The organism is Devosia sp., from assembly GCF_014860165.1.
Lineage (GTDB): Bacteria > Pseudomonadota > Alphaproteobacteria > Rhizobiales > Devosiaceae > Devosia.
In genome coordinates, this window is record NZ_JACZKG010000071.1 from 25,080 (window position 1) to 49,914 (window position 24,835).

The window sequence follows — 24,835 nt, forward strand, 5'->3', positions numbered from 1 at the left end:
GGCAATTTTGGGGCATCTGCTCATAAGGTAACGCAAGGGTCAACCTTGCCGGCCCGATCAAAGGTAGGCGAGCACCGCGTCGGCTGTGGATTTGTTGTTGGCGCAGGGGACGTCATAGAGCGTCGCCAGCCGGGTCAGCGCCTTGACGTCGACATCATGCGGCTGCGCCGAGAGCGGATCGATGAAGAAGATCAAGACGTCCAGCTTGCCCTCGGCGATCATCGCGCCCAGCTGCTGGTCGCCGCCCAGCGGACCGCTCTTGAGCAGCGTCACGGTCAATCCCGTGGCCGCCATGACCCGGCTGCCGGTCGTGCCGGTGCCCCATAGCTCATGCTGGCTGAGCTTGTGCTTGTGATGCTCGGCCCAGACGCAGAGGTCATCCTTCTTGTCGTCATGTGCCACCAGGCCAATCCGCGCCATGCTGCCCTCCAGATGCAAGATTTCTACAAGCATGCTTCAGGCAAAAAGGGCAATGGCCTCGCTGAGCAGGATGCCGATCCGGTCCACTGGAATATCGTCGCCGGGCACGAGACGCAGGTATCGACCCTTCTTCAGCCCGTCGCCGGCCAGCAGCCCATCGCCATGTTCCAAGAGCCGTCCATGCTCGAAATAGAGCGTCACCCGGTCCACCTGCGGAAACACCGAACAGACATGGCCGGCCACGGCATGGCGGAAATTGACCGACTTCCAGCCGTTCATCACCTTGCCCGCTAGCCCCGGATGCGCCGCGATCAACGCCACCAGCCGCGCCGTCAGTTCCCCCACCGCCGCCGGCAGCGGCGCGATCAGCGTGGCGAAATCGCTGGAATAGACGGGATCGACGGCTGACGTGAGCATGGGTGAAATCCAGATGAACACCCAGATCCTGTCAGGACCTGCTGACAGCTCGTGTCAGCACGCTAGAATTCGGCCCAGTCCTTGGCGAGAGCAGTATTGCCCACGCTCTGGGCGGCGCGAACGGGCTTCGCCGCCGCGCGCTTGACCGGCGCCGGCGCCAGCACGGGTCCGGGCGTGGCGCCGATGCGAAAGACTTCCACGATATGGTCCAGTTCCCCCGCCTGGCCTTCGGTCTGCTCGATGGCGGCATTGGTTTGTTCCACCAGCGCCGCATTGTGCTGGGTCATCTCGTCCATCGCCCGGACAGCAACCGCAACCTCTTCGAGGGCGCCGGACTGTTCCTTGTTCGCCTGCGCGATCGTGTCGATCAGCGACGCACTCTCCTCTGCCCCGCTCACGATGCCCAGCAGCGTCTGGGCGGCCTGCGCCACCAGCCGCGAACCGGATTGCACCTCATTGGCGCTCGCCTCGATCAGTGCCTTGACGTCGTTGGAGGCCTGCGCGGCAGACTGCGCCAGCCGCCGCACTTCGACGGCGACGACCGCGAAGCCCTTGCCGGCATCGCCGGCGCGCGCCGCCTCCACCGAAGCATTGAGGGCCAGCAGGTTCGTCTGGAAGGCGATATCGTCGATCAACCCGATAATGTTGGAAATCTTGGCCGAACTGGATTCGATGGCCAGCATGGCCTCGCTCGCCCTGCGCATGACGTCGCCGCCCTGCGCGGCGCTGGCAGAAACCGCCTGCGCCTTCTCGCTCGCCGTCCCGGCACGGCGGGCATTCTCCACCACGGCCGTCGACAGCTGCTCGACCGCCGCCGAGGTCTCTTCGATCGTGGCGGCCTGTCGTGTGGTCCGATCAGCTAGGTCATTGGCGCCCGACAGGATCTCCCCTGTCGCCGTCTTGAGCGAACGCGATGTCTGCTGCAACTGGCTGACGATGCCGGTCAGCTTCTCGGCAACGGCATTGGTATCGTCCTTGATCTGCTCGAATTCGGGTTCGAACGCGTCGGTAATGCGGCTGGTCAGATCCCCCTGCGCCATATCCTTGAGCACCGCGCCGGTGAGAGCAACGGCGCGATTGATCTTGGCCTTGGCGGCATCGTCGGCCGCGCGGGCCTCTTCGGTCATCTTGTCAAAATAGGCGGTAACGCCGATGTCGATATCGAGCAGCATGGATTTGAGCACGGCGCCAAGCGCCTCCGCCATTGCATCGGCCCGCTCCAGTACAGCCTCCGGAGACTGCGCAGTCTTTCCACCGAAACGGCCCCGCGTGGGAGTCAGAGCCTCTGCCATGGCGTCGTGAATGAGTCCCAGCACCAGGGTCTCGAAGATCACGCCGTAGCCCCCGATATGCCAGCGCGGTTCCAGTCCGATCTGCGCATGGCGCAGCCCTACCCTGGTACTGGCCTCGAAGTAGTCATCGTCGAACTTGCCGGCGGCAATCGCCTTCCAGTGCCCGATCTGCTTGGATTGTGCACGATCCATCTGCGGCTTGCCGTCAAAGAACTTCGCGACCGCAGGCACCTTGGCGATCTTGGCGTAGAATTTGTCGAGGGCAAGCGGCAGGTGAGTGTCGATGTGCCGCTGCACACTTGCCAGCTGCTCACGCGAAGCCGCGTCCAGTCCTATGAAGTCGAGGCGAGTCTGGAGGGAGTTCTTCGCTTGCATGTCGTTTGGACCATGAACATTGCGGGTTTGAGACTTGTCATGGCCCAGACTCCCAAATCTTGACCTGGATCAACTCACGGTCATTCTAGCGGTTCATGGTAAATTATTCATTGATAAGTTCTCGGCGGAACTTAATCGATCCGCCGCGACGCTTTCCCCAACGACACCATCCTGTTGGCGCTCAACGGCGGCCGAAACGGCTCCCTGCCGCCGCGGTGAGGCCGGATGGCCTGCCGGACGCCTCCGTGGCGGGGGTAGTTTGCGCCGGCCGCGTCACTGTGAACACCCCGATCACCCGATCGAGTTCATTGGCCTGTGCCTCGGTCTGCTCGATCGCTGCATTGGTCTCTTCGACCAGCGCCGCATTGTGCTGGGTCATCTCATCGAGATGACGCACCGCCACGTTGACCTCGTCGATGGAAGCGGCTTGCTCGCGGCTGGCCGTGGCGATGCCGTCAAGCAGCGCTGCATTGGCGCGGATCGCTCCCTGCACGGCCTGCAAGCGCTCGGCAGCACTGGCCACCAGGCGCGTTCCGCCCTTGACCTCGTTGGCCGACTGTTCGATCAGCGCCTTGACGTCGCTCGACGCACTGGCCGCCGATTGAGCCAGACGCCGCACTTCCACCGCTACCACGGCAAAGCCCTTGCCCGCATCGCCCGCCCGCGCCGCTTCGACCGAGGCGTTGAGCGCCAGCAGGTTGGTCTGGAAGGCGATATCGTCGATCAGCCCGATAATGTTGGAAATCTTGCCCGACGACTGGGTGATGCGCTCCATCGCCCCGGTTGCCTCACCCATCACCTCACCGCTGGCCTCAGCCTCGGCCGACACCGCCCGCGCCTCGCGGCTGGCCTGTTCGGCCTGCGTGGCATGGTCGACAACGGTACGGCTGAGCTGCTCGATGGCGGCGCTGGTTTGCTCGATCGTGGCCGCCTGGCGCGTGGTGCGCTCGGAGAGGTCATTGGCGCCCGACAGGATTTCCCCCGTCGCCGTCTTGAGCGCACCCGACGTTCCGCGCAGTTGGGTGATGATGTCACCCAATTGCTCGGCCACGCCATTGGTATCCGCCTTGAGGCGGCCGAACGCGCCCTTGTAGTCGCCCGTCACGCGGTGCGTGAGGTCGGCGCGGGCGAGCGAGGCCAGCACATTGCCGGTTTCGGTCAGCCCGCGATCGACCGTTGCCACCAGGTCGTTCACATCAAACGCCAGCTGGCGCAGTTCCGGATCGCTGAGCTCGGTGCCAACGCGCCGCGAAAAGTCGCCATCGATCGCGGCGCCCACGACCGCACCGATCTCCTGCTGCAATCCCTGGACGACGCTGACCCGCGCAGCCCGCTCATCGCTCATGTCGAGCTCGGCGGCGCGCAGGTCGCGCATCTTGAGCCCGTTGCCACGGAAGACCTCGACGGCTTCGGCCATGGCGCCCAGTTCATCGGCGCGCTCGAGGCCGGGCACGGCCAACTCGAGCCTGTCGGCGGCAATGTTGGCCATGGCATCCGTGAGGCGGGAAATCGGCCGCGTGATCGTGCGGGCGATGAAGACACTGGCCGCAGCGGCCAGCGCCAGCAGCACCAGGCCGATGACAAGCATGGAATTGCGCAGGCCCACCGATGGCGCGGCAATGTCGGCCTCGCTTTCGAGCGCCACCACGGCCCAGTCGACGCCGCCAAAGCTCAGCGGTTCGCTCGCAGCGACATAGCTCGCCCCCTCGTGATGGGCCAGCTTGCCCAGGGCGACGCTGCCCGTCAGCGCGGCGTCGATGGCCTCGCCTTGGAGCGACAGAGTCAGCGCATCATTGCCTTCGGTCCTGGGAGAATCGTTGCGCACCAGACCATCCTGGCCGACCAGATAGATCTCGCCGCTCGCGCCCAGGCCCTGCGTACGGTTCAGCACGTCACCGATACGTGCGGTGGAGAGCTGGAAGGCAATCACGCCGATCAGGAAACCCTGGTCATGGACTGGCGCAGCGATGAAGCTGGCCGAGGCGCCCGCGCTCGGTCCATAGGGCGCAAAATCGGAGAGGAACACCTGCCCCTCCTCACCCGCCATGGCGTCGCGCACCACCTTGCCCAGGTCGCTATCGGCCCAAGGCCCGCCGCCCTCGGCGAAATTGGTGGCGAAATCGGCCTCCTTGAACACCGTATAGACGTTGTTGAAGTCGGTATCGAACAGGAAGATGTCGTAATAGCCGCGCGCCTGCAGCAGGCTGCGGAAGTCGCTGTGCAGGGCCCGGTGGTGCAGGTCATAGACCGGCAGCTTGTCCGATGTGTCGAGCAGCAGTTTCTCCCCGGCCGGATGCGGGTTCTGCGTGATATAGGCGTCCTGCAGCAGCTCGGTCGGGTCGCCCTGACCCGACAGCGAACGCATGGCGCCCGAGAACAGGTCAATATCGGCGGCAATTTCCGAGCGCCCCGCAAACAGCGTCAGATCTTCGGCGACCTCGCTGAGATAGGCCTCGAGCGTCGAGCGCGCATTGGCCGCCGCCGCCGTCAGCCGCTGCTCGGCTTGGCTGGTGACAATGCTGTTGCTGGCGAAGTACCCGGCCAGGGCCAGGCTCGCGCCGGTGACCAGCGCGATCGCCACGACCATCGCTGGCAGCTTGAAGGCAAGTTTGAGCTGCGTCGTCATCGAGGATACTTCCGGAGTTGTGGCACTGCTGCCTTTGCCAAGGCATGCCCGCAGCTCCTCTTCCACGGCCATGACGCGAATAAACCATAGGCCCCAGGAGGTTAAGGAAGCCCTTCGGGCTCGCGGCGGTCCCCGGATCTTGACCCGGGGACCGCCGCAGCACCTGGCCTAGAATTCGTTCCAGTCAGCCGAGATGGCGGCATTGCCCTGGCTGAGATAGGTCTGGGCGGCCTTCCTGACACTGGCCGGCTTGGCCGGTGCCGGTGCTGCGCGGACCTTTGCAGCGGCGGCCGGCTCGCGGCCGGTGTTGAACACTGCCACGATCGCGTCGAGCGCGCTCGCCTGCGCCTCGGTCTGCTCGATGGCGGCATTGGTCTGCTCCACCAGCGCCGCATTGTGCTGCGTCATCTCGTCCATGGTGCGGACCGCGACGTTGACCTCTTCGATGGCCGAGGCCTGTTCGTGGCTTTCCCGCGCGATGCCTTCCATGAGCTGGTTGTTGGCGCGGGCGGCCTCCAGCATGGACGACAGGCGTGCCGCAGCGTCCGCCACCAGCCGCGAGCCGCCCTTGACCTCGTTGGCGCTCTGCTCGATCAGCATCTTGACGTCAGCCGAGGCGCTGGCGGCCGATTGCGCCAGGCGCCGCACTTCCACGGCCACCACGGCAAAACCCTTGCCGGCATCACCCGCCCGCGCCGCTTCCACCGAGGCGTTGAGCGCCAGCAGGTTGGTCTGGAAGGCGATGTCGTCGATGAGCCCGATGATGTTGGAGATCTTGCCCGAGCTGGCCTCGATGGCGATCATGGCCTCGTTGGCCTGCTGCATCACCTGCCCGCCCTCTTCGGCCGTGCGGGTCACCTGGCCGGCATTGGCGCTGGCTTCCTTGGCGCGCTGGGCGTTCTGCAGCACGGTCGAGGCCAGCTGCTCCATCGCCGCCGACGTTTCTTCGATCGTCGCCGCCTGCTTGGTGGTGCGTTCGCTCAGGTCATTGGCGCCCGACAGGATTTCGCCCGTGGCAGTCTTGAGCGTGCCCGAGGTCTCGCGCAACTGCGTCACCACCTCGCTCAGCCTGTCGGCCACCGCATTGGTGTTGGTCTTGAGGCGAGCGAATGCGCCCTGATAGTCCCCCTCCATGCGGTGGGTGAGGTCCGTATTGGCCAGCGCCGTCAGGACCCGCCCGGTCTCGTCGAGGCCACGGTCCACCGTGGTGACGAGGCTGTTGACGCTGCTGGCCAGGCCGTTGAGCTCCGGATCGGGAAATTCCGTCTCGACCCGCCTGGTGAAATCGCCTGATATGGCCGCATCCACCACCTGGCCGAATGCAGCCTGCAGGTCGGTCATCATGGCGCGACGGCTCTGCTCCTCAGCCACGATGCGGGCAGCCTCCGCCTCCGTCATCTGGCTGATCTTGCGCCCGTTTTCGCGGAACACGTCGACCGCCCGGGCCATGTCTCCGATTTCGTCGCGCCGGTCCTGGCCTTCGAGCACGATGTCGAAGTCATTGTTGGCCAGTCGCACCATGTCGGCTGTTAGCGCCGCGATCGGCCGCCGGATGGCGCGGGCGATCAGGGCGCCCAACGCCAGCACCACGGCCATCACGCCCAGGGTGATCGCGGCGCTGGTGACGGCTGCCTGCATGAAGATGGCCTGCACCGTGGTCATCAGCACGCCGCTGGCAATCGTCCAGCCCCAGGGCGCGAAGGCCTGCGCATAGGTGACCTTGTCCTTGGACAGGCCATCCTTGTCCTTGAAGGCATAGGAGACGAAGTACGATCCCTGGGCTTTGGCGCCGTCGATCATCTCGGCCATGTAGAGCTTGCCATTGGCGTCGGTCGTTTCGCGCCGGTTGGTGCCTTCCTTCTCCGGCTGATAGGTGTGCAGCACGTTCACATAGTCGAAATTGTCGACGAAAATGTACTCTTCGCCCTGGTAGCGCATGGCCCGCAGGGCATCGAGCGCAGCGGCCTGCGCCGCCTCGGTTGACAGTGTCCCCGCCTCGGCCAGCGCATGGTAGTGCTGCACGATGCCGGCGCCAGCCTGCACGACGCTCTGGATTTCCGTGCGCTTGAAAGCGTCCAGATTCTGCCGCAGGGCGTAGAGCTGGTAGGCCACAACGCCGGCAAAGCCGAGGGCGAAGACGAACAGCAGACTGTAGAGACGCCGGGCAATGCTGCCGGTAAACAAGCGGGACAATTCAATTACTCCAGGGGGCGATGACTAAGTGCCCCGACGGAACAAATCTCATCCTTGCCTTAATACCCGGTAAACCATGCGCTTCACGCACCGCCAAAAGCGGAGAGGGCGCCTTGCGGCGCCCCTTTGCCCCGGCGGGTGGTGCGGAATCAGAATTCCGACCAGTCCTTGGAAATGGCCGCATTGCCCTGCGACAGGTAGGAACGCGCCGCCGACCGCACCTTGTCCACGACGCCGCGCTCTTGCGTCGGCAAGCCGCGCGCTGGGGCCCGCCTCGGCGCCGCTTCGGCAGTCGCCTCGATGGTGAAGATATCCACCACGCGGTCGAGCTCGCTGGCCTGCGCCTCGGTCTGTTCGATCGCGGCATTGGTCTGTTCCACCAGCGCCGCATTGTGCTGCGTCATCTCGTCGAGCGTGCGCACCGCCACCGAGACCTCGTCGATCGCCGCGGCCTGTTCGCGGCTCGCCTTGGCGATCGACTGCATCAGGCTGGCATTCTGGTTGACGGCCTCGAGCATGGCCGTCAGTTGCTCGGAGGCACTGGAGACGAGCTTGCTGCCGCCCTGGACCTCGCCTGCCGACTGCTCGATCAGCACCTTGACCTCGCTGGACGCCTGCGCGGCCGACTGCGCCAGGCGCCGCACCTCCACGGCCACCACGGCAAAACCCTTGCCGGCGTCGCCTGCCCGCGCCGCTTCCACCGAGGCATTGAGGGCCAGCAGGTTCGTCTGGAAGGCAATGTCGTCGATCATGCCGATAATATTGGAAATCTTCGCCGAACTGGAGGTGATGCGCTCCATGGCCTGGTTGGCCTCGCTCATCGTGACCCCGCTATGGGCGGCGCTCTGCGATACCGACTGGGCCTTGCCATTGGCGTCTTCGGCCATGCGGGCATTTTCGGCGACCGTGCTGGCCAGTTGCTCCATGGCGGCCGAAGTTTCCTCGATCGTCGCCGCCTGCTTGGTGGTCCGTTCGGAAAGGTCGTTGGCGCCCGACAGGATTTCGCCCGTCGCGGTCTTGAGGGTCCGCGAGGTCGAGCGCAGCTGCGTGACCACCTCGGTCAGCTTGTCGGCCACCGCATTGGTATCGCCCTTGAGCTTGGCGAAGGAGCCCTGATAGTCGCCCGCCATCCGCTTCGTCAGGTTGGTGTCCGCAAGCGCTGCCAGCACTTCGCCGGTCTCGGCGATACCGCGGTCGACCGTTTCGACCAGGTTGTTGACGCTGGCGGCGAGCGAATTGAGCTCGGGATCGGCAAATTGCGCATGCACGCGCTTGGAGAAGTCGCCGGCAATGGCGGCATCGACCACCTCGCCGAAGGCGGCCTGCAGGGCCACCATCATGTCGGTGCGCTCCACCCGCCGGCGCTGCGAGGCGGCCCGCTCTTCGTCGGTCATCTGGCTGACCTTGAGGCCGTTCTCGCGGAACACTTCCACGGCCCGGGCCATCTCGCCTACCTCATTGCCCCGTTCGATGAACGGCACCTCGGCGTGATAGTCGCCTTCCGCAACCGCCTTCATCGTGCCGGCCAGCTTGGGAACCGACGCCATCATCGCTCGCGACAGCAGGTAGCCAAGGGCGCCCAGGACCGCCAGGGTGGCGAGGCCCACTACGAGCAGCACCTTGACCGCATCATAGACGACGGCCTCGATCTCGCCCTTGTCGATGCCCACGAACACGATGCCCACCGGCTTGTTGGTCTGGTCGAAAATGGGCTGATAGGCGGTGTAGAAGGGCCTGCCGACAATCGTCGCCTCGCCAAAATAGGCCTTGCCTTCCATCATCGGGGCATAGGCCGGGCTGGACTGGCCCAGCGGCGTCCCCACAATGCGTTCGCCATCATCGCCGACAATGGTCGTGGTCATGCGAAAGAAATCCTGGCTGGCCTCGTCCCAGCCGAAAATGGTCGCAGCCTCGCCGGTAATCCGCGCAATGGAATCCACGATCTCGTGGTTGAGGAACTGCCGTGGCATGGCCCATGTGCGGATCTCGGCAATGTCGCCGGTTTCGCTCCACACCACTTCGGCGCCCGGCAGGCTGGCCTGCACTATGGTCGCCGCCGTCTTCAGATTGGTCGTCTGCTGGTCGAGCGCAGTGGCGCGCGTGGAGGCACTCAGGTTGAGATAGATCGCCGCTGTCACCACCGATACGGAAACGATGATCGCCGAGATCACCAGGATCGCGATCATCGTCGTCAGCTTGATATTGCCGATAAAGTGGCCAGCGCGCTTCAACATGCCAGTCAGCCCCAAAATTATGCGCGTCGAGAAGTCCTCCGCGCCAATCCGGGAAAATTATCAGCATAGGCTTAAGCGAATGTTTATCGCCCGGAAATCCGGGCCTTTCCGACGGTCGGGGCACCCACCAAACCACACCATGTCATTCAGTTGCCAGGCAGATTTCGGACTTGTCCGACAAGTTGCGGCGCACGGCAACCGGCGCAGAATTGACGCCCCCGAAACGAAAGACCCGCGCTGCCGGAGCAGCGCGGGTCCCGGCTCTGTGTGTCGACCGAGAGCTAGAACTCGTTCCAGTCGGGCGCCAGCGCGGCATTGCCATGGGTCAGATTGACCGAGGCCGCAGCCAACCGCTGCTGCAGTCCCCGCGCACCGCCACTGGCAGCGGCGGCGGCAGGCCGCTGGTCCTGCCGGACGGCGGGACTGTCGCTTTGGGTGATACGGAACACCTCGACAATGCGGTCGAGCTCGGTGGCTTGCGCCTCGGTCTGCTCGATGGCCGCATTGGTCTCTTCCACCAGCGCGGCATTGTGCTGGGTCATTTCGTCCATGGTGCGCACGGCCGTCGTCACTTCCTCGATGGCCGAAGCCTGTTCGCGGCTGTCATTGGCGATCGATTCGAGCAGGCCGTTATTGCCCCGCGCCGCCTCCAGCATAACCTTGAGCTTGCCGGCCGCATCGCCCACGAGCTTGGAGCCGGCATTGACCTCGCCTGCCGACTGCTCGATCAGCACCTTGACCTCGCTGGAGGCCTGGGCTGCCGATTGGGCCAGCCGCCGCACTTCCACCGCCACCACGGCAAAGCCCTTGCCGGCATCACCGGCCCGCGCCGCCTCCACCGAGGCATTGAGGGCCAAGAGGTTGGTCTGGAAGGCAATGTCGTCGATCATGCCGATAATGTTGGAAATCTTGGCCGACGACTGGGTAATGCGCTCCATGGCCGAGGTCGCCGCATCCATCACCTGCCCACCTTCCTCGGCGGTGCGGGTGACCTGGGCGGCATTGGCGCTGGCATCCTTGGCACGCTGCGCATTCTTGAGCACCGTACCCGCCAGCTGTTCCATGGCAGCCGAGGTTTCCTCGATCGTCGCCGCCTGCTTGGTCGTGCGCTCGCTGAGGTCGTTGGCGCCCGAGAGGATCTCGCCGGTCGCGGTCTTGAGCGAGCCGGACGTGTGGCGCAGCTGGCCGACCACTTCGGTCAGTTTGTCGGCCACCGCGTTGATGTCGGATTTGAGCGTGGCAAAGGCGCCCTCATATTCGCCCTCCATGCGCTCAGTGAGGTCCGTATCGGCCATGGCGCCCAGCACCTGGCCCATTTCGGTCACGCCGCGATTGAACGTCCGCACGAGATTGTTGACGCCCTCGGCCAGCGCATTGAGTTCCGGATCGGGAAACTCCGCCATCACCTGCCGCGAAAAGTCGCCGGCCACGGCCGCGTCAACGACCTCGCCAAAGGCGGACTGCAGCTCGCTCATCATCTTCTGCCGGTTTTCCTGATCGGCGATGATGCGCGCGGCCTCTGCCTCCGTCATCTGACTGACGCGCAGCCCATTCTGGCGGAATATTTCCACGGCGCGGGCCATGGCGCCCACTTCGTTGCCCTGCCGCGTATAGGGCACTTCGATCTCGTAATTGCCCTCGGCAATGGTTTCCATGGAGCTGGCGAGCTTGGGAATTGGCTTGGTGATCGTGCGCGACAGCAGCAGGCCGAGCAGCCCCAGGGCAACGGTCACCAGGCCCCCAACCATCAGGATCAGCCCGAGCACGCCGTTGGCGGCGGCCTCGACATTGGCCATTGGCGTACCAACGAAGATCGCACCCATGACCTCGCCGCTCATCTTCTCGATGGGCTGCAGGGCCGCGAAATAGCTGATGCCGTTGATCGGCAGTGCACCTACGAACGGCTCGCCCGCCAGGATCGAGGCAAACGCGGGGCTGGTGGCGTCCAGTGCCAGGTCGGCGACGCGTGTACCATCGGCCGCCATGAGGCTCGTCGTCTTGCCGGCCAGGACCTGAGTGGCCGCGTCCAGCACGTAGATGGTGGCATCCTGCCTGGTGACGCGGGTCACCGAATCGATGATCTCGGTGTCGTAGAATGGCGGGACGGCCCAGCTCTGGAAAGCGGCCATCGTCCCCTCTTCGGTCCAGTTCAGCACCGAACCGGAAATGCGCCGCTCCAGGATCGTGGCCGCAACCGCGAGGTTGGTTTCCTGCTGCGCCTTGCTGTCGGTAACCGACTGGGCATGCAGGTTGAAGTAGATGGCACCCGACACTGCCGCGATCGACCCAATGATGGAGACAAGGACCAGCGCCGCGATGGCGGTGGTCATCTTGATGTTACCAAAGACCTCAAAGAACTTCCGCATGGTCATTTCCCCCCGGACGTCCGGATGCAGCGAATTCCTCGCGCGCAGCGGACCTGCTGAGGAGGAAAATTACGGGAAAGCGGTTAATCGAAAGTTGTGCGGGGCAGTCCCGGTATCGTTTCCGGTGACGATTTCGCCCATGGGATGCAGATTTATTGGCAAACCGGACAATCAGGACGCCAATGGCGCCCTGATTCTTCCATTGCTAGAACGCAGTCCAGTCGGCATCGATGGCCGCATTGCCGTGGCTGGCGTAGGAGCGCGTGGCCGATTTGAGCTTCTGCTGCAGGCCCCGTGCGCCAGCCGACTGCGCGGCCCGAACGGGCGCCTGGTCCACCGCAAAGACCGCGACGATGCGGTCCAGTTCAGTGGCCTGCGCCTCGGTCTGCTCGATGGCGGCGTTCATTTCTTCCACCAGCGCGGCATTGTGCTGGGTCATCTCGTCCATCTGCCGCACCGCAACGCCCACCTCTTCGATGGCGGAGGCCTGCTCGCGACTGTCCCGGGCAATGCCGGTCATCAACTCATTGGACGAGCGGGCTGCCGCCAGCATGGTGGCCAGCCGCGCCGCTGCGTCATTGACCAGGCCCGAGCCCTGGCGAACTTCCCCGGCGCTCTGCTCGATCAGCGTCTTGACGTCCGCCGAGGCGTTGGCTGCCGACTGGGCCAGCCGCCGCACTTCGACCGCCACCACGGCAAAGCCCTTGCCGGCGTCTCCCGCCCGCGCCGCCTCGACCGAGGCATTGAGCGCCAGCAGGTTCGTCTGGAAGGCGATGTCATCGATCAGCCCGATGATATTGGAGATCTTGCCGGAAGACTGGGTAATGCGCTCCATGGCTTCGGTTGCCTGATGCATGACCCGTCCGCCATCCTCGGCCGCCTCGCTCACCGTTGCCGCGACGCCGCTGGCCTGCGCAGCCCTCTCGGCATTCTGCAGCACGGTGGTGGCCAGCTGCTCCATGGTCGCCGAGGTTTCCTCGATCGTGGCTGCCTGCCGCGTCGTGCGTTCGCTGAGGTCGTTGGCCCCCGACAGGATCTCGCTCGTGGCCGTCTTGAGCGTGCCCGAGGTCTCGCGCAATTGACCAACGACTTCGGTCAGCTTCTCGGCCACCGCATTGATGTCGGATTTGAGTGTGGCAAAGGCGCCCTCGTAAGCGCCCTCCATGCGGCGTGTCAGGTCGGTATGGGCCAGCGCACCGAGCACTGTACCCATTTCGACCACGCCGCGATTGAAGCTCGATACCAGCGCGTTGACGCTGCCGGCCAGCCCATTGAGTTCGGGATCGGGGAATTCTGTCGTCACCTGCCTGCTGAAGTCACCGGCCACTGCCGCATCGACCACCTGGCCGAAGGCGCTCTGCAATTCGCTCATCATCAGCTGGCGATTGTCCCGATCGGCGATAATGCGCGCCGCTTCGGCTTCGGTCATCTCGCTGACACGCAGGCCATTGGCGCGGAAGACTTCCACTGCCCGCGCCATCTCGCCCAGCTCGTTGCCGCGCGCCACATAAGGCACCTCGGTGCCGTAATCGCCCTCGGCAATGGCGCCCATCGCCCCGGCAATGCGCGGAATCGGCCGCATCAGCAGGTGGCTGATCCACAGGCTGAGCCCACCCAGCACCACGAGCAGGATCAGCCCGATCGTCGCCATGCCCGGCAGTGCATTGTTGGCGGCCACCGCCGCCAGCGCTGTTTCGCTGCCCACGAAGAAGGCGCCCAGCGGATTGTTCTTGAGATCGGTAAAGGGCTGGAAGGCGCCGAAATACTCGACGCCCTGCATGGTGACCGTGCCATGGTAGGGCTGTCCCGCAGCCAGTGCCGCATGTTCGGGCGAGGCGGGATCGAGCGCGAAGTCGATGGCGCGCTCGCCGTCAGGCAGCACGAAGCTGGTGGATTTGGCGATGAATTGTCCGCTGGTGGCGTCGATGCCGAAAATGGCCGCCGCCCCCTTGGTGATGCGGGTCACCGAATCGATGGCTGCCGTATCGTGGAAGAAGGGAAGGGAATAGGCCTGGAATGCCGCGATCTGGCCATCCTCCGCCCAGGTCAGCACCGAACCGGACAATCGCTTTTCCAGAATGGTGCCCGCCACCTGCAGGTTTGCCGCCTGCTGCTCGATCGCCTGGGTGACCGACTGCCGGCGCATGTCGAAATAGCCGCTGCCGGAATAGGCGATGATGGTGATGGTGATGCTTGTCAGCACCAGGGCCGCCACGGCCGTCGTCAGCTTTACGTTACCCCAGAAACCCGCAATGGTCTTCATGATCTGCCGCTCCCCCTGCCGCCCCCGGCGCCAACTTGTATGGAAGCAAGATATTCCGGCGGACCTTAACGCCCGGTTGCGCTTGGTGCCTGATAACACACAGTAAAACGGGGCCCAGCGGGCCCCGTTGCGCGATATCCCGATCGTTCTGTCTCGGCTAGAATTCGTTCCAATCCTTGTCCACGGCGGCATTGCCATGGCTGAGATAGGATTTGGCGACAGTCTTGAGCTTGTCCTGCAGGCCCCGGGCGCCATCGGCAAAGGCCTTGACCGGCGAAGCCTGCACCGGAGCCGCACGGCGCTGCGGCGCGACCGAGGTTTCGCTGATGGCGAAGATGTCCACGATGCGGTCGAGCTCGGTGGCCTGCGACTCGGTCTGCTCGATGGCGGCGTTGATCTCCTCGACCAGCGCGGCATTGTGCTGGGTCATCTCGTCCATGGTGCGGACGGCCGAATTCACCTCGTCGATCGCCCCGGCCTGTTCGCGGCTTTCCTTGGCAATGCCGCTCATCAACTCGTTCGACGACCGGGCCGCGGCAACCATGGCCTCGAGCTTCGCCGCGGCATCGAGCACCAGGCGCGAACCGCCCTTCACTTCCCCGGCCGACTGCTCGATCAACACCTTGACCTCGCTGGATGCATTGGCCGCCGATTGCGCCAGGCGCCGCACTTCCACGGCCACCACGGCAAAACCCTTGCCGGCATCGCCGGCGCGCGCGGCCTCCACAGAGGCGTTGAGGGCCAGCAGATTGGTCTGGAAGGCAATATCGTCGATCAGTCCGATAATGTTGGAAATCTTGCCCGAAGACTGGGTGATGCGCTCCATCGCCTCGGTGGCCTGGTGCATCACCTGCCCGCCCTCTTCGGCGGTCCGGGTCACCGTCGAGGCAACCGTGCTCGCCTCCTTGGCGCGCTCGGCGTTCTGCAGCACGGTCGAAGCCAGTTGCTCCATTGCCGCCGACGTCTCTTCGATCGTTGCCGCCTGCTTGGTGGTGCGTTCGCTCAGGTCATTGGCGCCCGACAGGATCTCGCCGGTGGCGGTCTTGAGCGTGCGCGAGGTGTCCTTGAGCTGGCCGACAATATCTGTGAGTTTTTCGGCCACCGCATTGGTATCGGCCTTGAGTCGGGCGAAGGCGCCCTGATAGTCGCCCTCCATGCGGCGGGTAAGGTCGGTATCGGCGAGCGAGGCCAGCACCGTGCCGGTTTCGCTCAGGCCGCGATCCACCGTCGCCACCAGGTTATTGACCGAGCGGGCCAGCGTGTTGAGCTCGTCATCGGGGAATTCGGCATCGACCCGCCGGCTGAAGTCGCCGGCAATCGCGGCATCGACGACAGCGCCGAAGGCGCGCTGCAGATCCTGCATCATGGCGGCGCGTTCGGCCTGGTTGCGGATGATCTGGGCGGCTTCCGCCTCGGTCATCTGGGCCATCTTGAGCCCGTTCTCGCGGAACACTTCCACGGCGCGGGCCATGGCGCCCAGTTCATCCTTGCCGTCGGCGCCACGCACCTCGACATCCAGGTCACCATCGGCCAGCGCTTCCATCGTCGTGGTCAAACGGCTGATCGGGCGGCTGACCGAGCGCGCGAAGAAATAGCCGGCAATCGCCGCAATGGCGAGCAGCCCGCCACCGATGGCCAGCATCAGGTTGCGCATCTCGGTGATGGGGGCATAAGCCTCGTTTTCGCCCACCGCGGTCACCACCGCCCAGTTGGCGCCACCAAAGCTCAGCGGCTGCGCGGTGAGGATCATGTCCATGCCACGATAGTCCGAGGACATGCCCACGGCCGCGGTGCCGCCAAGCGCGGCTTCCACCACCGGATTCTGGAACGTAGTGGCCAGTGAGTCATCGGCTTCCGAGAAGCGCGAATCCGAGCGCATGAGGAAATCGGGACCGACAAAGAAGCTCTCCCCGGTCTCGCCCAGGCCCTCGCTCTTGCTCATGATGGAATTGATCGGTGCGGTCGAGATGGCTGCGGCCAGGACGCCCACCAGCTTCTGGCGGTTGTCGAAGACCGGCGTTGCCATGAAGCCCTCGGGCACGCCGCCCGCAGGCGCATAGGCCGAAAAATCCTGGAACGCGACCTGCCCGCCTTCGGTCATGGCGGCTGCCGCCTGGAACGCCTTGCCCAGGCCCGTCTCGGCCCCCGGGCCGCCAGCGGCGAAATTGGTCGCCAGGTCATCGCGCTTCTTGACCGAATAGACCAGGTCGCCTGCCGGACTCAGCACGATCAGGTCGGCATAGCCGCGCGCCTGCAGCTGCCGGCGGAAGGCGGGATGGATCTTGGAATGGGTGAAATCGTAATTGGTCCGCTTGTCGGCCGTCGACACGTCGAGCAGTTCGCGGTTGGCCGGATCGGGATTGTTGGCGATATAGGCCGTCTGCAGCGCCGCCACCGGGTCGGTCGCCAGCGAACCGGTCAGGAACTGGCCCCAATTGATGTTGAGGTCGCGCAGCACGGTCTGCGTCGATTCCGTCGCCGCAGTGATCGTCAGATCCTTGGCGACGCCATCGAGATACGAGCCGAGTTCGTCCGATGTCTGGGTGGCAATGGTTTCGATCTGCCGCCGCGACAATTGATCGACCGTGGCCGAACCGATCAGGTAGCTCGCAATGCCCACGCCCGCGCTCACCAGCAGCGCCGATCCGACCAGCGCCAGTGGCAGCTTCTGGGCGATCTTCAGTTGCGGCAGAAATCCCATCGAAAACTCCAGCTCTTGTCGACCGCCGCGCCGCGCCTCCTCCTGGATGGCATGGAAATACCGCGCCTTTTCGGCGCGGATCGCAGTGATCGTCCCCCTCGGTCGGCACGCATGGCCGAGCTATGGAAACGATACATGCGGGCGATTAACCACTCCTTACGGATGATTTTGACCTGCCTGAAATTTCGGCAGTGACAGCCTGATAGACAAAAGGCCACCCGCTGGGTGGCCTTTGTGTGCATTAGCTGGCTGTCTCTCAGCTCAGCGCGCCGATCACCGCCTCGATGCGCTTCTTCATGGTCGAGGCGTCGAATGGCTTGATGATGTAATTGTTGACGCCGAAGGAAATGGCTTCCTTGACCTGTTCCTTGTCCGAGCGCCCCGTCGCCATGATGAAGGGCATGGCCTGGGTGCGCGGATGCTTGCGGATGACCTTGAGCAGCGTCAGCCCGTCTATGTCTTCCATGTTCCAGTCGGAAATGATCAGGTCGACATTGGATTTCTCGAGCTTGCCCAGGGCATCGCGACCGCTCTTGGCCTCGATGATGTCCTTGAAGCCGAGCTGGGTGAGGATGTACTTGCAGATACCGCGCATGGACTGCTGATCGTCGACAATGAGGACGCTGACTGCGCTGGCTTTAGGCATGGTCGTATTTCACCTTCTGGCGCGTGGGGTCCGGGAACCCCAATTCTTCTCCCGAAACACTAGGCAACAAGCGTTACAAATCTCTCAACCTGGGACTTGGCATTGTGCGCGATGCGCCTCATGCGGCCGATTTCAGTCGCACCAGCGCATTGGCCAGCCGGGCCGCGATGGCCTCGACCGGCGCCTGTTCCACCACCGCACCTTCCTCAAACGCCACCCGCGGCATGCCATAGACCAGGGCCGAGGCCTGGCTCTGGCCAACCGTATAGGCGCCGGCATCGCGCATCAGCTTGAGGCCGCGCGCCCCGTCCCGGCCCATGCCGGTCAGGATCGCCCCGACAGCCATGGCGCCTACGGTCTTGGCCACCGATTCGAACAGCACATCGACGCTGGGACGGTGTCCGCTTTCCAGCTCGTCATGGGTGAGGCGGGTCTTGAGCTGACCCGATGAACGCTCGACCCGCAGGTGATAGTCGCCGCGCGCCACATAGGCGTGACCCGCCAGCAGCGGCATGCGGTCTTCCGCTTCCACGACCCTGAGCGCGCAGACCTCATCGAGCCGCGCCGCGAAGCGGCTGGTAAACCCGGCCGGCATGTGCTGCGCTATGACGATTGGCGGGCAGTCAACCGGCATGTTGGCGAGCACCGCGCGGATCGCCTCGACCCCACCGGTGGAAGCGCCGATGGCGATCAGCGCACCAGCCGGGGCAGCCGCGGTCTTGACCGCGATCTTGGGGGCCTCGGCGCGACCCGTGGAGCGCCCGCGCACATCCGATTTTGCCGCGGCGCGGATCTTGTCGCGCAGGTTGGCGCCGAAGGCCTCGATACCACCCTCGGCTTCCGCGCTCGGCTTGGCCACGAAATCCACGGCACCCAGTTCGAGCGCCAGCAGCGTCTCGCTGGCCCCCTTCTTGGTCAGGGTCGACACCATCACCACCGGCGTCGGCCGCAGGCGCATCAGCCGCTCGAGGAACTGCAGCCCGTTCATGCCGGGCATTTCGATGTCGAGCGTCACCACATCCGGATTGAGCTGCTTGATCTTTTCGCGCGCATCGTTCGGGTCGATCGCCGTGCCCACCACGTCGATATCGGCGTCGCGCGTCAGCATGCGCGACAGCACTTCACGGATCAGCGCCGAATCGTCGACGACCAGGACCTTGATGCTCATGCTGCTTCTCGTTTGCTGAGTTTCAACTTGGATTGATAGATGGTCTTGCCGACCAGGCGGAATCCCTCGCCGCCCGAGCCGAGATTTTCGGAATGCCCGATATAGAGGAAGCCTTCCGGCGCCAGCAGCTTGCCCAGCCGCCCGAAGACTTCGCCCTGCGTGGGCTTGTCGAAATAGATCGCCACGTTCCGGCAGAAGATGGCATCGAACGGCCCCTTCATCGGCCAGTTCGGCCCGATCAGGTTGAGCGGCTTGAACGAGACCAGCTCGCGCACTGCAGCCGGGATGCGAATGCTGCCGTCGCCGGTCTTTTCGAAATGGCGCGCGCGCTCGGCGCTGAGGCCGTTGAGCTCGTTTTCCGGATAGACGCCCCGCGCCGCCTTGGCGATGACGGCGGTGTCGATATCGGTGGCCAGGATCTTGAAGTCCCAGCGCTTGAGCTCGGGAAAGGCCGCCAGCAGGTCCATGCCCAACGTATAGGGCTCCTGCCCGGTCGAGCAGCCGGCCGACCACAGGCGCAAGCGCGTACCGCGCGGCTTTTCGGCGATCAGCGCGCCCACATAGGACCGCAGATGCTCGAAATGGTGGTCCTCGCGATAGAAGCGCGTCAGGTTGGTGGTGAGCGCATTGACGAAGTCCTGCCCGTCCTGGGCCGAGCCGCCACGCTCCAGATAATCGACATAGGCATCAAAACCCGGCAGGCCGAGTGCCCGCACGATCTTGCTCAGCCGCGAAATCACCAGCGTTCGTTTGGCATCGCTCAACGAGATCCCGGCGACCTGATAGACCCGGTTCTTGATCCGCGAAAACTCACGGTCGCTGAGGGAGATTTCTCCCTGTTCCATGCGGCTTACCCCAATTGCCAACCGGTTCGCAGGCCCGGTTTCAGGCGTGCGCCCGCCGCGCTGGAGGTACCAGAACGGTCTCCTCTGCCTCGCCGAACGACGCCATCCGCCCGGTGAGGCGCCGGAGCGCCACATCACCTTCGTCCAGTGTCGCTGCGACCATATCGGTTTCATTGCTTAGATTGCGTAAATGCAGATCGAGCCCGGCAATCATATTTTGCAGCGCCCGCGCCTCGTTCACGCCCGTCTCCGACTGCGCCCTGCCGCGCTTGACGACGCCGCGGATATCGCGGGCCGAGCGATTGGTCAGCTGTGCCAACTGGCGCACCTCGTCGGCCACCACGGCGAAGCCGGCGCCCTTCTCTCCGGCCCTCGCCGCCTCCACCGCCGCATTGAGCGCCAGCAGGTTCGTGCGGAAGGAAACATCTTCAATGGCCTGGACCATCGTGTCGATTTCGTGGGTCATCTGGTCGATCTCGCCCACCAGCGCATGGGTGCGCCGCACGGCCAGCTCCGCCTCGCCCACCAGCTGCTGCGCCTCGCGGCTCATCGCCTGCGCCTGGCGCAGGCGTCCGCCACCCTCGCTCAATGCCCTGCCGGTCGCACCCGCATCGTCCCGCCCCGCAGCGGCCAGTGCGCCATAGTGGGCCGCCTTTCGCTCGAAGCCATCGAGCAGGCCTCCCACCGCCGCCAGGCGCTCCTCAAGCCCTGCTCGAGCATCACGTTCCTCGTCGAGCTTTTCGAGCATGGCGCCGATGAAGTCGTGCAGCCGCCTTGCCAGCGAGCCCAGCGGGCCGTCGAGCGCATCGGGCATCTCCCCGCTGCCCGCCGCCAGCCCTTCGAGCTGCCGCAGGCCGCTATCGAGGGTGGCAAGGCCCGTGTTGAGGGCGGCGAGGGCCGGATGGGTCGCGGCGGCACGGGTTTCGAAGCGGAACCCGGTCTGCCCGCCCGCCAGCGCTCCGGCGAAAGCGTCCAGATCATCGTCCTCGATGTAGCTGCCGGCCGGCACCAGCTCGAGCAGGTAGCGTCCGGCCGCGATGGAGCGGCGCCTGACGGTGAACCGGCCCATGCCTAGCGTGATCATGGTTTCCTCTGGCGCCCCGCCACCGGCGGCCAGGTAGCCGGCGCCGAACAGCTGGTCCAGCGTGGCCCCCTCGACAGTGCCCTTCACCAGCGCTGACGCGCCGGCGCTGGCCACAAGGATCAGGCCATTGTCGTCCACGACCACAGCCGGCTGGTGCATTACGGCAATGGCACTCTTGAAATGATGAGCCTTTTCAAGGCGCTTGCCCAGCCGCGCTACGATGCCGGCAATGGTGAATGTCTCTCCGGCCTTGTCGCAGAGCCCGGCGGCCAGGGCCACCGAAGCCAGCATGGCACTGTCCTGCCGGTCGCGTCGCGCCGCAACGAAGACGGTCCCGATCAGCGCCGCCAGCACCAGGCCCGCGACGCTCCCCTGCCAGGCAGGGCCGGTACCGAGCGCGACCATGAGCCCGGCGGCCAGAACCATGCTGGCGAGCCATAGTCCGGTGATGATCAGCGCTAGCCGCAGATTCGGCATGATGCGCCCGATTCACAAATCAGTAGATGCGATTCCGACATGGCCGGACTTTACGCGGGCAATGGTTAATCAAGTCTATAAAGCCTTGGCCCGGCGTAAGACTTCGGTAAGCCTGATTGTCACAGTCTGAACATTTGTCCCATTTCGGGGCGCCGATTTGCGAAACATGCCTCTCGGCTCGCGAACCCTAGCGCAGCGCAAGAACTACGCGAGCACCGGGCGCGCGGCGAGCGGCCCAATGCAGGCGGCGCCAGCGCAATTACAGCAAGACTAGAACAGTTCGATATCGTCCACCGGCGCCGGCACCACGATGCGGCGCTTGGCGATTGCGGCTTCTTCGCGCGCCACGTTATCGCCGGCGTCGCTGTCCAGTCGCTTGACGAAGGCGCGGCCGGAATGGGGCTTGAACAGCACCCGGCGGGCATAATTGCCACCCAGGTCCTCGCTCATGGCGACATAGCCTTCATCGGCCAGGAACTGGCGCACGAATTCGATATTCTTGCGGCCGACATCATCGAGCGATGAATTGATCTTGCCGCCCCCGAAGACCTTGATTTCGAGATTGGCCTTCTTGCCCGTTCCCTTGCTCAGCACCTTGTTGATGAGCTGTTCCATAGCAAAGGCGCCGTAGCGGGCCGAGGCGCCATAGCGATCCTTGGCCGAGCCGGATTGCTCCGCCAGCAGGAAATGGTTCATGCCGCCCACATTGGCCACCCGGTCGCGTACGCAGGCCGAAATGCACGAACCCAGCACGGTGGAGTAGGTCAGGTCACTAGCGTCCGAGACATGGCAGTCGCCTTGATGCACGGTGGTAACCACCCCACGGTCAAACTCGGGCGGTAGAGAATTCGGCAGTGCCATTGTCGTCGTGCTACCTTAACGTGCCATTGGGGCGATCCTAAGGGAAAACTCGTTAGCCAATCGCTAACCACGCCGACACAGTGATGCGGCCCTCCAAAAATCGGCAAGAAGAGCTTTAGAAATACTGGGATAGGGTGGTCTGAACGGGGCTAGGATCTATCTTTATGTCACTGCAGAAACTCGCGAGAGAACTCGATGAGACGGCGCGCCAGACCGCGTCGATGCTAGAAGGCATCACGGAAGCGCTTGAACTGCTCGCCGACAAGAACCTGACCAAGGACGCGTCCATCCGCGAAGCCGTACAGATGATCGTCACTGCCATGCAGGGGCAGGACCGTATCGAGCAGCGTTGCCACAATATGGCGCTGGCCGTGCGCCAGTTTGCCCTGCTGCCCTCCAATGCCCCTGACAGCGTCTATGACGAGATCTGGTCCAGCCTGACGCTCGACGAATTGCGCGTCCCCTCTTTGTCAGGCATCGCCGCCCATCAGAGCCACGGCGACGCCGAACTGTTCTAGGCACCGCACTGCCGCGTAGATCGAGGGCGTCGCAAGACGCCTGTTTCGTTTTTGAACCTGCTGGGCCATTTTCCGACGACGCGGTGGAACGCGGCCTCCCCAGGGGCGTTCCGTAGCGCGCTAAGGAGAAGCCATGCTCAACCGCCTGCCCCGGTCCCTGCACCCCCGCAAGCTCGCCTCCTTTGTGGTGGCGGAGGCCCCCCTGCTGATGGCGCTGGCTGTCGTCAGCGGGCTGATCCTGGCCTTCCTGCAGATCGCCGATGAAATGATCGAGGGCGAGATGGAGGCGTTCGACCGCTCCATCTTGTTGATGTTCCGCGACCCCGCCAATCCCGATCTGGTGATCGGCCCTCCCTGGATGCACGAAATGGTGCGCGATATCACCGCGCTCGGCAGCTTTTCCCTGCTTGGCCTGATCGTGCTGGCGGTCTGCGCCTATCTGTACCTGGCCCGGATGCGGTCGGCGGCCCTGTTCGTGCTGGTGTCGGTGCTGGGCGGAACCCTGCTCAGTACGATCCTCAAGATGGGATACAATCGCCCGCGACCCGACCTCACCACCATGTCCGAGCAGTTCACCGCGAGCTTTCCCAGCGGCCACGCCATGCTGTCCGCTGTCACCTTTCTGACGCTTGGCGCGCTGCTGGCCCGCTTTGCGCCGACCCGACGCCTGCAGGTCCTCAGCCTTGGCGGCGCCTTGTTGCTCACTCTGCTGGTCGGACTGAGTCGCCTCTATATGGGGGTTCACTACCCCAGCGATATTCTTGCCGGCTGGTGTCTGGGCTCAGCCTGGGCCCTGCTGTGCAGCAGCGTCGCCATCGTGCTGCAGCGCCGCGGTTCAGTGGATCGTCCCGCCGGGCAGGACAGCGAGGGCGCCAGTCCCGCAAACTAGGGCGGCGGGGAACGTACGACGTTTCCCGGCGTTGCAAGTGCCTCTCCTGGAGGCAGTATTTATGCAGCATAATCGATTGGAAACCTTGGCACGTGCCGGCTACACGGCGCGCGGCGTTGTCTACCTCCTGCTGGGGGCACTGGCCCTGACCTCAGCCCTTTGGGGCGGCGGTTCGGAGGACACGTCGGGCGCGCTGTCGGGCCTGCTCGACCTGCCTTTCGGGCGGGTGCTGGTCGGCCTCATTGCCTTTGGTCTGCTGGGCTATGTCTTGTGGAAGCTGGCCCAGGGCCTGCTTGACGCCGATGGCGTGGGGGACGATGCCAAGGGCGTCCTGGCCCGCGCCGGCCAACTGGTCAGTGCCGGCGTCAACCTCTTCCTGATGCTCACCGCCGCCCGCCTGGCCATCAATGGCGGCGGCGCGGGGGGCGGCAACGGAGAGGAGAAAGCCTCCGCATGGCTGATCCAGCAACCCTTCGGCGCGTTTCTCCTCGGACTGGTGGCCTGCGGCGTGCTGGCCGCGGGTGCCATACAGATCTGGTACGGCGCCACCGATGGCTATCGCAAGCGGCTCTCGCTGCCGCATGCGCACCGGTCCTGGATGGAAAAAGTGTGCAAGTTCGGCCTCATCGCCCGCGGGGTAGTCCTGCTGATCATCGGCGGCTTCCTGTTCTACGCCGCCTGGACGGTCTCACCCGAACATGCCGGCGGCACCGCCGAAGCGCTGGACTATGTCCACAGCCTGCCATTCGGCCGCTGGCTCTATGGGCTCATCGCCCTGGGCCTTGTCGCCTTCGGCGCCTATGGCCTGATCGAAGCGCGCTACCGCTCCATCAATGCGCCATCCACGGCCAGGTTGAAGCCGGCATGATGAGCCAACTCAATGGCATCCCTTCGCCTGAAACGAAAAAGGCGCCCGAGGGCGCCTTTTCCGATGTCGCAGTCGTCAGGACCGGCTGGTCCGCCTAGCCATCCATCTTGGCGCCGCTGACCACGGCATGCAGGTCGATCAGCCCGACCATGCGGCTGTCATGCGTCACGATGCCGTTGAGCAGTTCGGTGTCGATGGAATTGCCTTCCGGCACATTGTGGATGTCGTCGCGCGACACGGTGAGAATGTCGCTGACCGCGTCGACCAGAATGCCGACCCACTTGTCGCCCACGCTCATCACCACCACGACATGGTTCTTGGTGGGCGAGGTCTGGCCATCGCCGAAGCGGGCGCGGAGGTCGAAGATCGGCACGATCGTGCCGCGCAGGTTGATCACGCCGCGCACGAATTCACGCGTATTGGGCAGCGGCGTCGCGCCGTTCCAGGCGCGGATTTCGCGCACCGTGGTGATCTCCACGCCATAGGTCTGTTCGCCGATCGAGAAGGCGATCAACTGCAGGGAATTCTGGGCGGCGATGGCCGACTTGTCGCCCATGTCGTCACGCAAACCGAGCGCTTCCATTTTACTGCC

Annotated in this window: 18 protein-coding genes; 3 read left to right on the forward strand and 15 right to left on the reverse strand. The window is 64.5% G+C overall.

Annotated elements, in window-relative coordinates; all coding sequences use genetic code 11:
* Positions 1–57: 57 nt before the first annotated feature.
* The 14 genes from IH615_RS17455 to IH615_RS17520 all read right to left on the reverse strand — a co-directional run bounded on the left by IH615_RS17455 (position 58) and on the right by IH615_RS17520 (position 21,968).
* Positions 58–420, reverse strand: coding sequence for a methylglyoxal synthase (locus IH615_RS17455; protein WP_291363842.1), 363 nt, complete (start codon positions 418–420; stop codon positions 58–60).
* Between the two features lie 36 nt (positions 421–456).
* Positions 457–837, reverse strand: a complete 381-nt coding sequence (locus tag IH615_RS17460) for a DUF1801 domain-containing protein (protein WP_291363844.1) — start codon at positions 835–837, stop codon at positions 457–459.
* 62 nt (positions 838–899) lie between these two features.
* The gene (locus IH615_RS17465; RefSeq protein ID WP_291363846.1) at positions 900–2,504 is read right to left on the reverse strand and encodes a globin-coupled sensor protein; all 1,605 of its coding nucleotides are present in this window, start codon (positions 2,502–2,504) and stop codon (positions 900–902) included.
* 181 nt (positions 2,505–2,685) lie between these two features.
* Positions 2,686–5,130 carry a methyl-accepting chemotaxis protein gene (locus IH615_RS17470; protein ID WP_291363848.1) on the reverse strand — a complete coding sequence of 815 codons (2,445 nt, stop codon included), beginning with the start codon at positions 5,128–5,130 and terminating at the stop codon, positions 2,686–2,688.
* 168 nt (positions 5,131–5,298) lie between these two features.
* Positions 5,299–7,323 carry a methyl-accepting chemotaxis protein gene (locus IH615_RS17475; protein ID WP_291363850.1) on the reverse strand — a complete coding sequence of 675 codons (2,025 nt, stop codon included), beginning with the start codon at positions 7,321–7,323 and terminating at the stop codon, positions 5,299–5,301.
* 149 nt (positions 7,324–7,472) lie between these two features.
* Complete coding sequence (locus tag IH615_RS17480; protein ID WP_291363852.1) at positions 7,473–9,557, reverse strand: methyl-accepting chemotaxis protein; 2,085 nt, start codon at positions 9,555–9,557, stop codon at positions 7,473–7,475.
* 281 nt (positions 9,558–9,838) lie between these two features.
* Positions 9,839–11,923: a methyl-accepting chemotaxis protein gene (locus tag IH615_RS17485; protein ID WP_291363854.1), complete on the reverse strand. Its 2,085-nt coding sequence runs from the start codon at positions 11,921–11,923 to the stop codon at positions 9,839–9,841.
* A 205-nt stretch (positions 11,924–12,128) separates the two neighbouring features.
* The gene (locus IH615_RS17490; protein WP_291363856.1) at positions 12,129–14,186 is read right to left on the reverse strand and encodes a methyl-accepting chemotaxis protein; all 2,058 of its coding nucleotides are present in this window, start codon (positions 14,184–14,186) and stop codon (positions 12,129–12,131) included.
* Positions 14,187–14,343: 157 nt separating this feature from the next.
* Entirely contained in the window at positions 14,344–16,887 is a 2,544-nt protein-coding gene (locus IH615_RS17495) for a methyl-accepting chemotaxis protein (protein WP_291363858.1), read from the reverse strand.
* 256 nt (positions 16,888–17,143) lie between these two features.
* Complete coding sequence (locus IH615_RS17500) at positions 17,144–17,533, reverse strand: response regulator (RefSeq protein WP_056233086.1); 390 nt, start codon at positions 17,531–17,533, stop codon at positions 17,144–17,146.
* A 118-nt stretch (positions 17,534–17,651) separates the two neighbouring features.
* The gene (locus tag IH615_RS17505) at positions 17,652–18,701 is read right to left on the reverse strand and encodes a chemotaxis response regulator protein-glutamate methylesterase (RefSeq protein ID WP_291363862.1); all 1,050 of its coding nucleotides are present in this window, start codon (positions 18,699–18,701) and stop codon (positions 17,652–17,654) included.
* A complete protein-coding gene (locus tag IH615_RS17510) occupies positions 18,698–19,546 on the reverse strand; it encodes a protein-glutamate O-methyltransferase CheR (protein WP_291363864.1) in 849 nt (282 codons plus the stop codon). Before IH615_RS17510 ends, IH615_RS17505 begins: the two co-directional genes overlap by 4 nt.
* A 40-nt stretch (positions 19,547–19,586) precedes the next feature.
* Positions 19,587–21,107 carry a methyl-accepting chemotaxis protein gene (locus IH615_RS17515; RefSeq protein ID WP_291363866.1) on the reverse strand — a complete coding sequence of 507 codons (1,521 nt, stop codon included), beginning with the start codon at positions 21,105–21,107 and terminating at the stop codon, positions 19,587–19,589.
* A gap of 270 nt (positions 21,108–21,377) precedes the next feature.
* Positions 21,378–21,968: a hypothetical protein gene (locus IH615_RS17520; RefSeq protein ID WP_291363868.1), complete on the reverse strand. Its 591-nt coding sequence runs from the start codon at positions 21,966–21,968 to the stop codon at positions 21,378–21,380.
* 164 nt (positions 21,969–22,132) lie between these two features.
* Between IH615_RS17520 and IH615_RS17525 the strand changes: the two genes are divergently transcribed.
* The 3 genes from IH615_RS17525 to IH615_RS17535 all read left to right on the forward strand — a co-directional run bounded on the left by IH615_RS17525 (position 22,133) and on the right by IH615_RS17535 (position 24,243).
* On the forward strand, positions 22,133–22,486 hold the full coding sequence (locus IH615_RS17525) for a hypothetical protein (RefSeq protein ID WP_291363870.1): 354 nt from the start codon (positions 22,133–22,135) through the stop codon (positions 22,484–22,486).
* 133 nt (positions 22,487–22,619) lie between these two features.
* On the forward strand, positions 22,620–23,375 hold the full coding sequence (locus IH615_RS17530) for a phosphatase PAP2 family protein (RefSeq protein WP_291363872.1): 756 nt from the start codon (positions 22,620–22,622) through the stop codon (positions 23,373–23,375).
* 61 nt (positions 23,376–23,436) lie between these two features.
* A complete protein-coding gene (locus IH615_RS17535) occupies positions 23,437–24,243 on the forward strand; it encodes a DUF1206 domain-containing protein (RefSeq protein ID WP_291363874.1) in 807 nt (268 codons plus the stop codon).
* A 94-nt stretch (positions 24,244–24,337) separates the two neighbouring features.
* On the opposite strand, the gene IH615_RS17540 is transcribed toward IH615_RS17535, so the two are convergent.
* The gene (locus IH615_RS17540; RefSeq protein WP_291363876.1) at positions 24,338–24,826 is read right to left on the reverse strand and encodes a chemotaxis protein CheW; all 489 of its coding nucleotides are present in this window, start codon (positions 24,824–24,826) and stop codon (positions 24,338–24,340) included.
* Positions 24,827–24,835 lie beyond the last annotated feature (9 nt).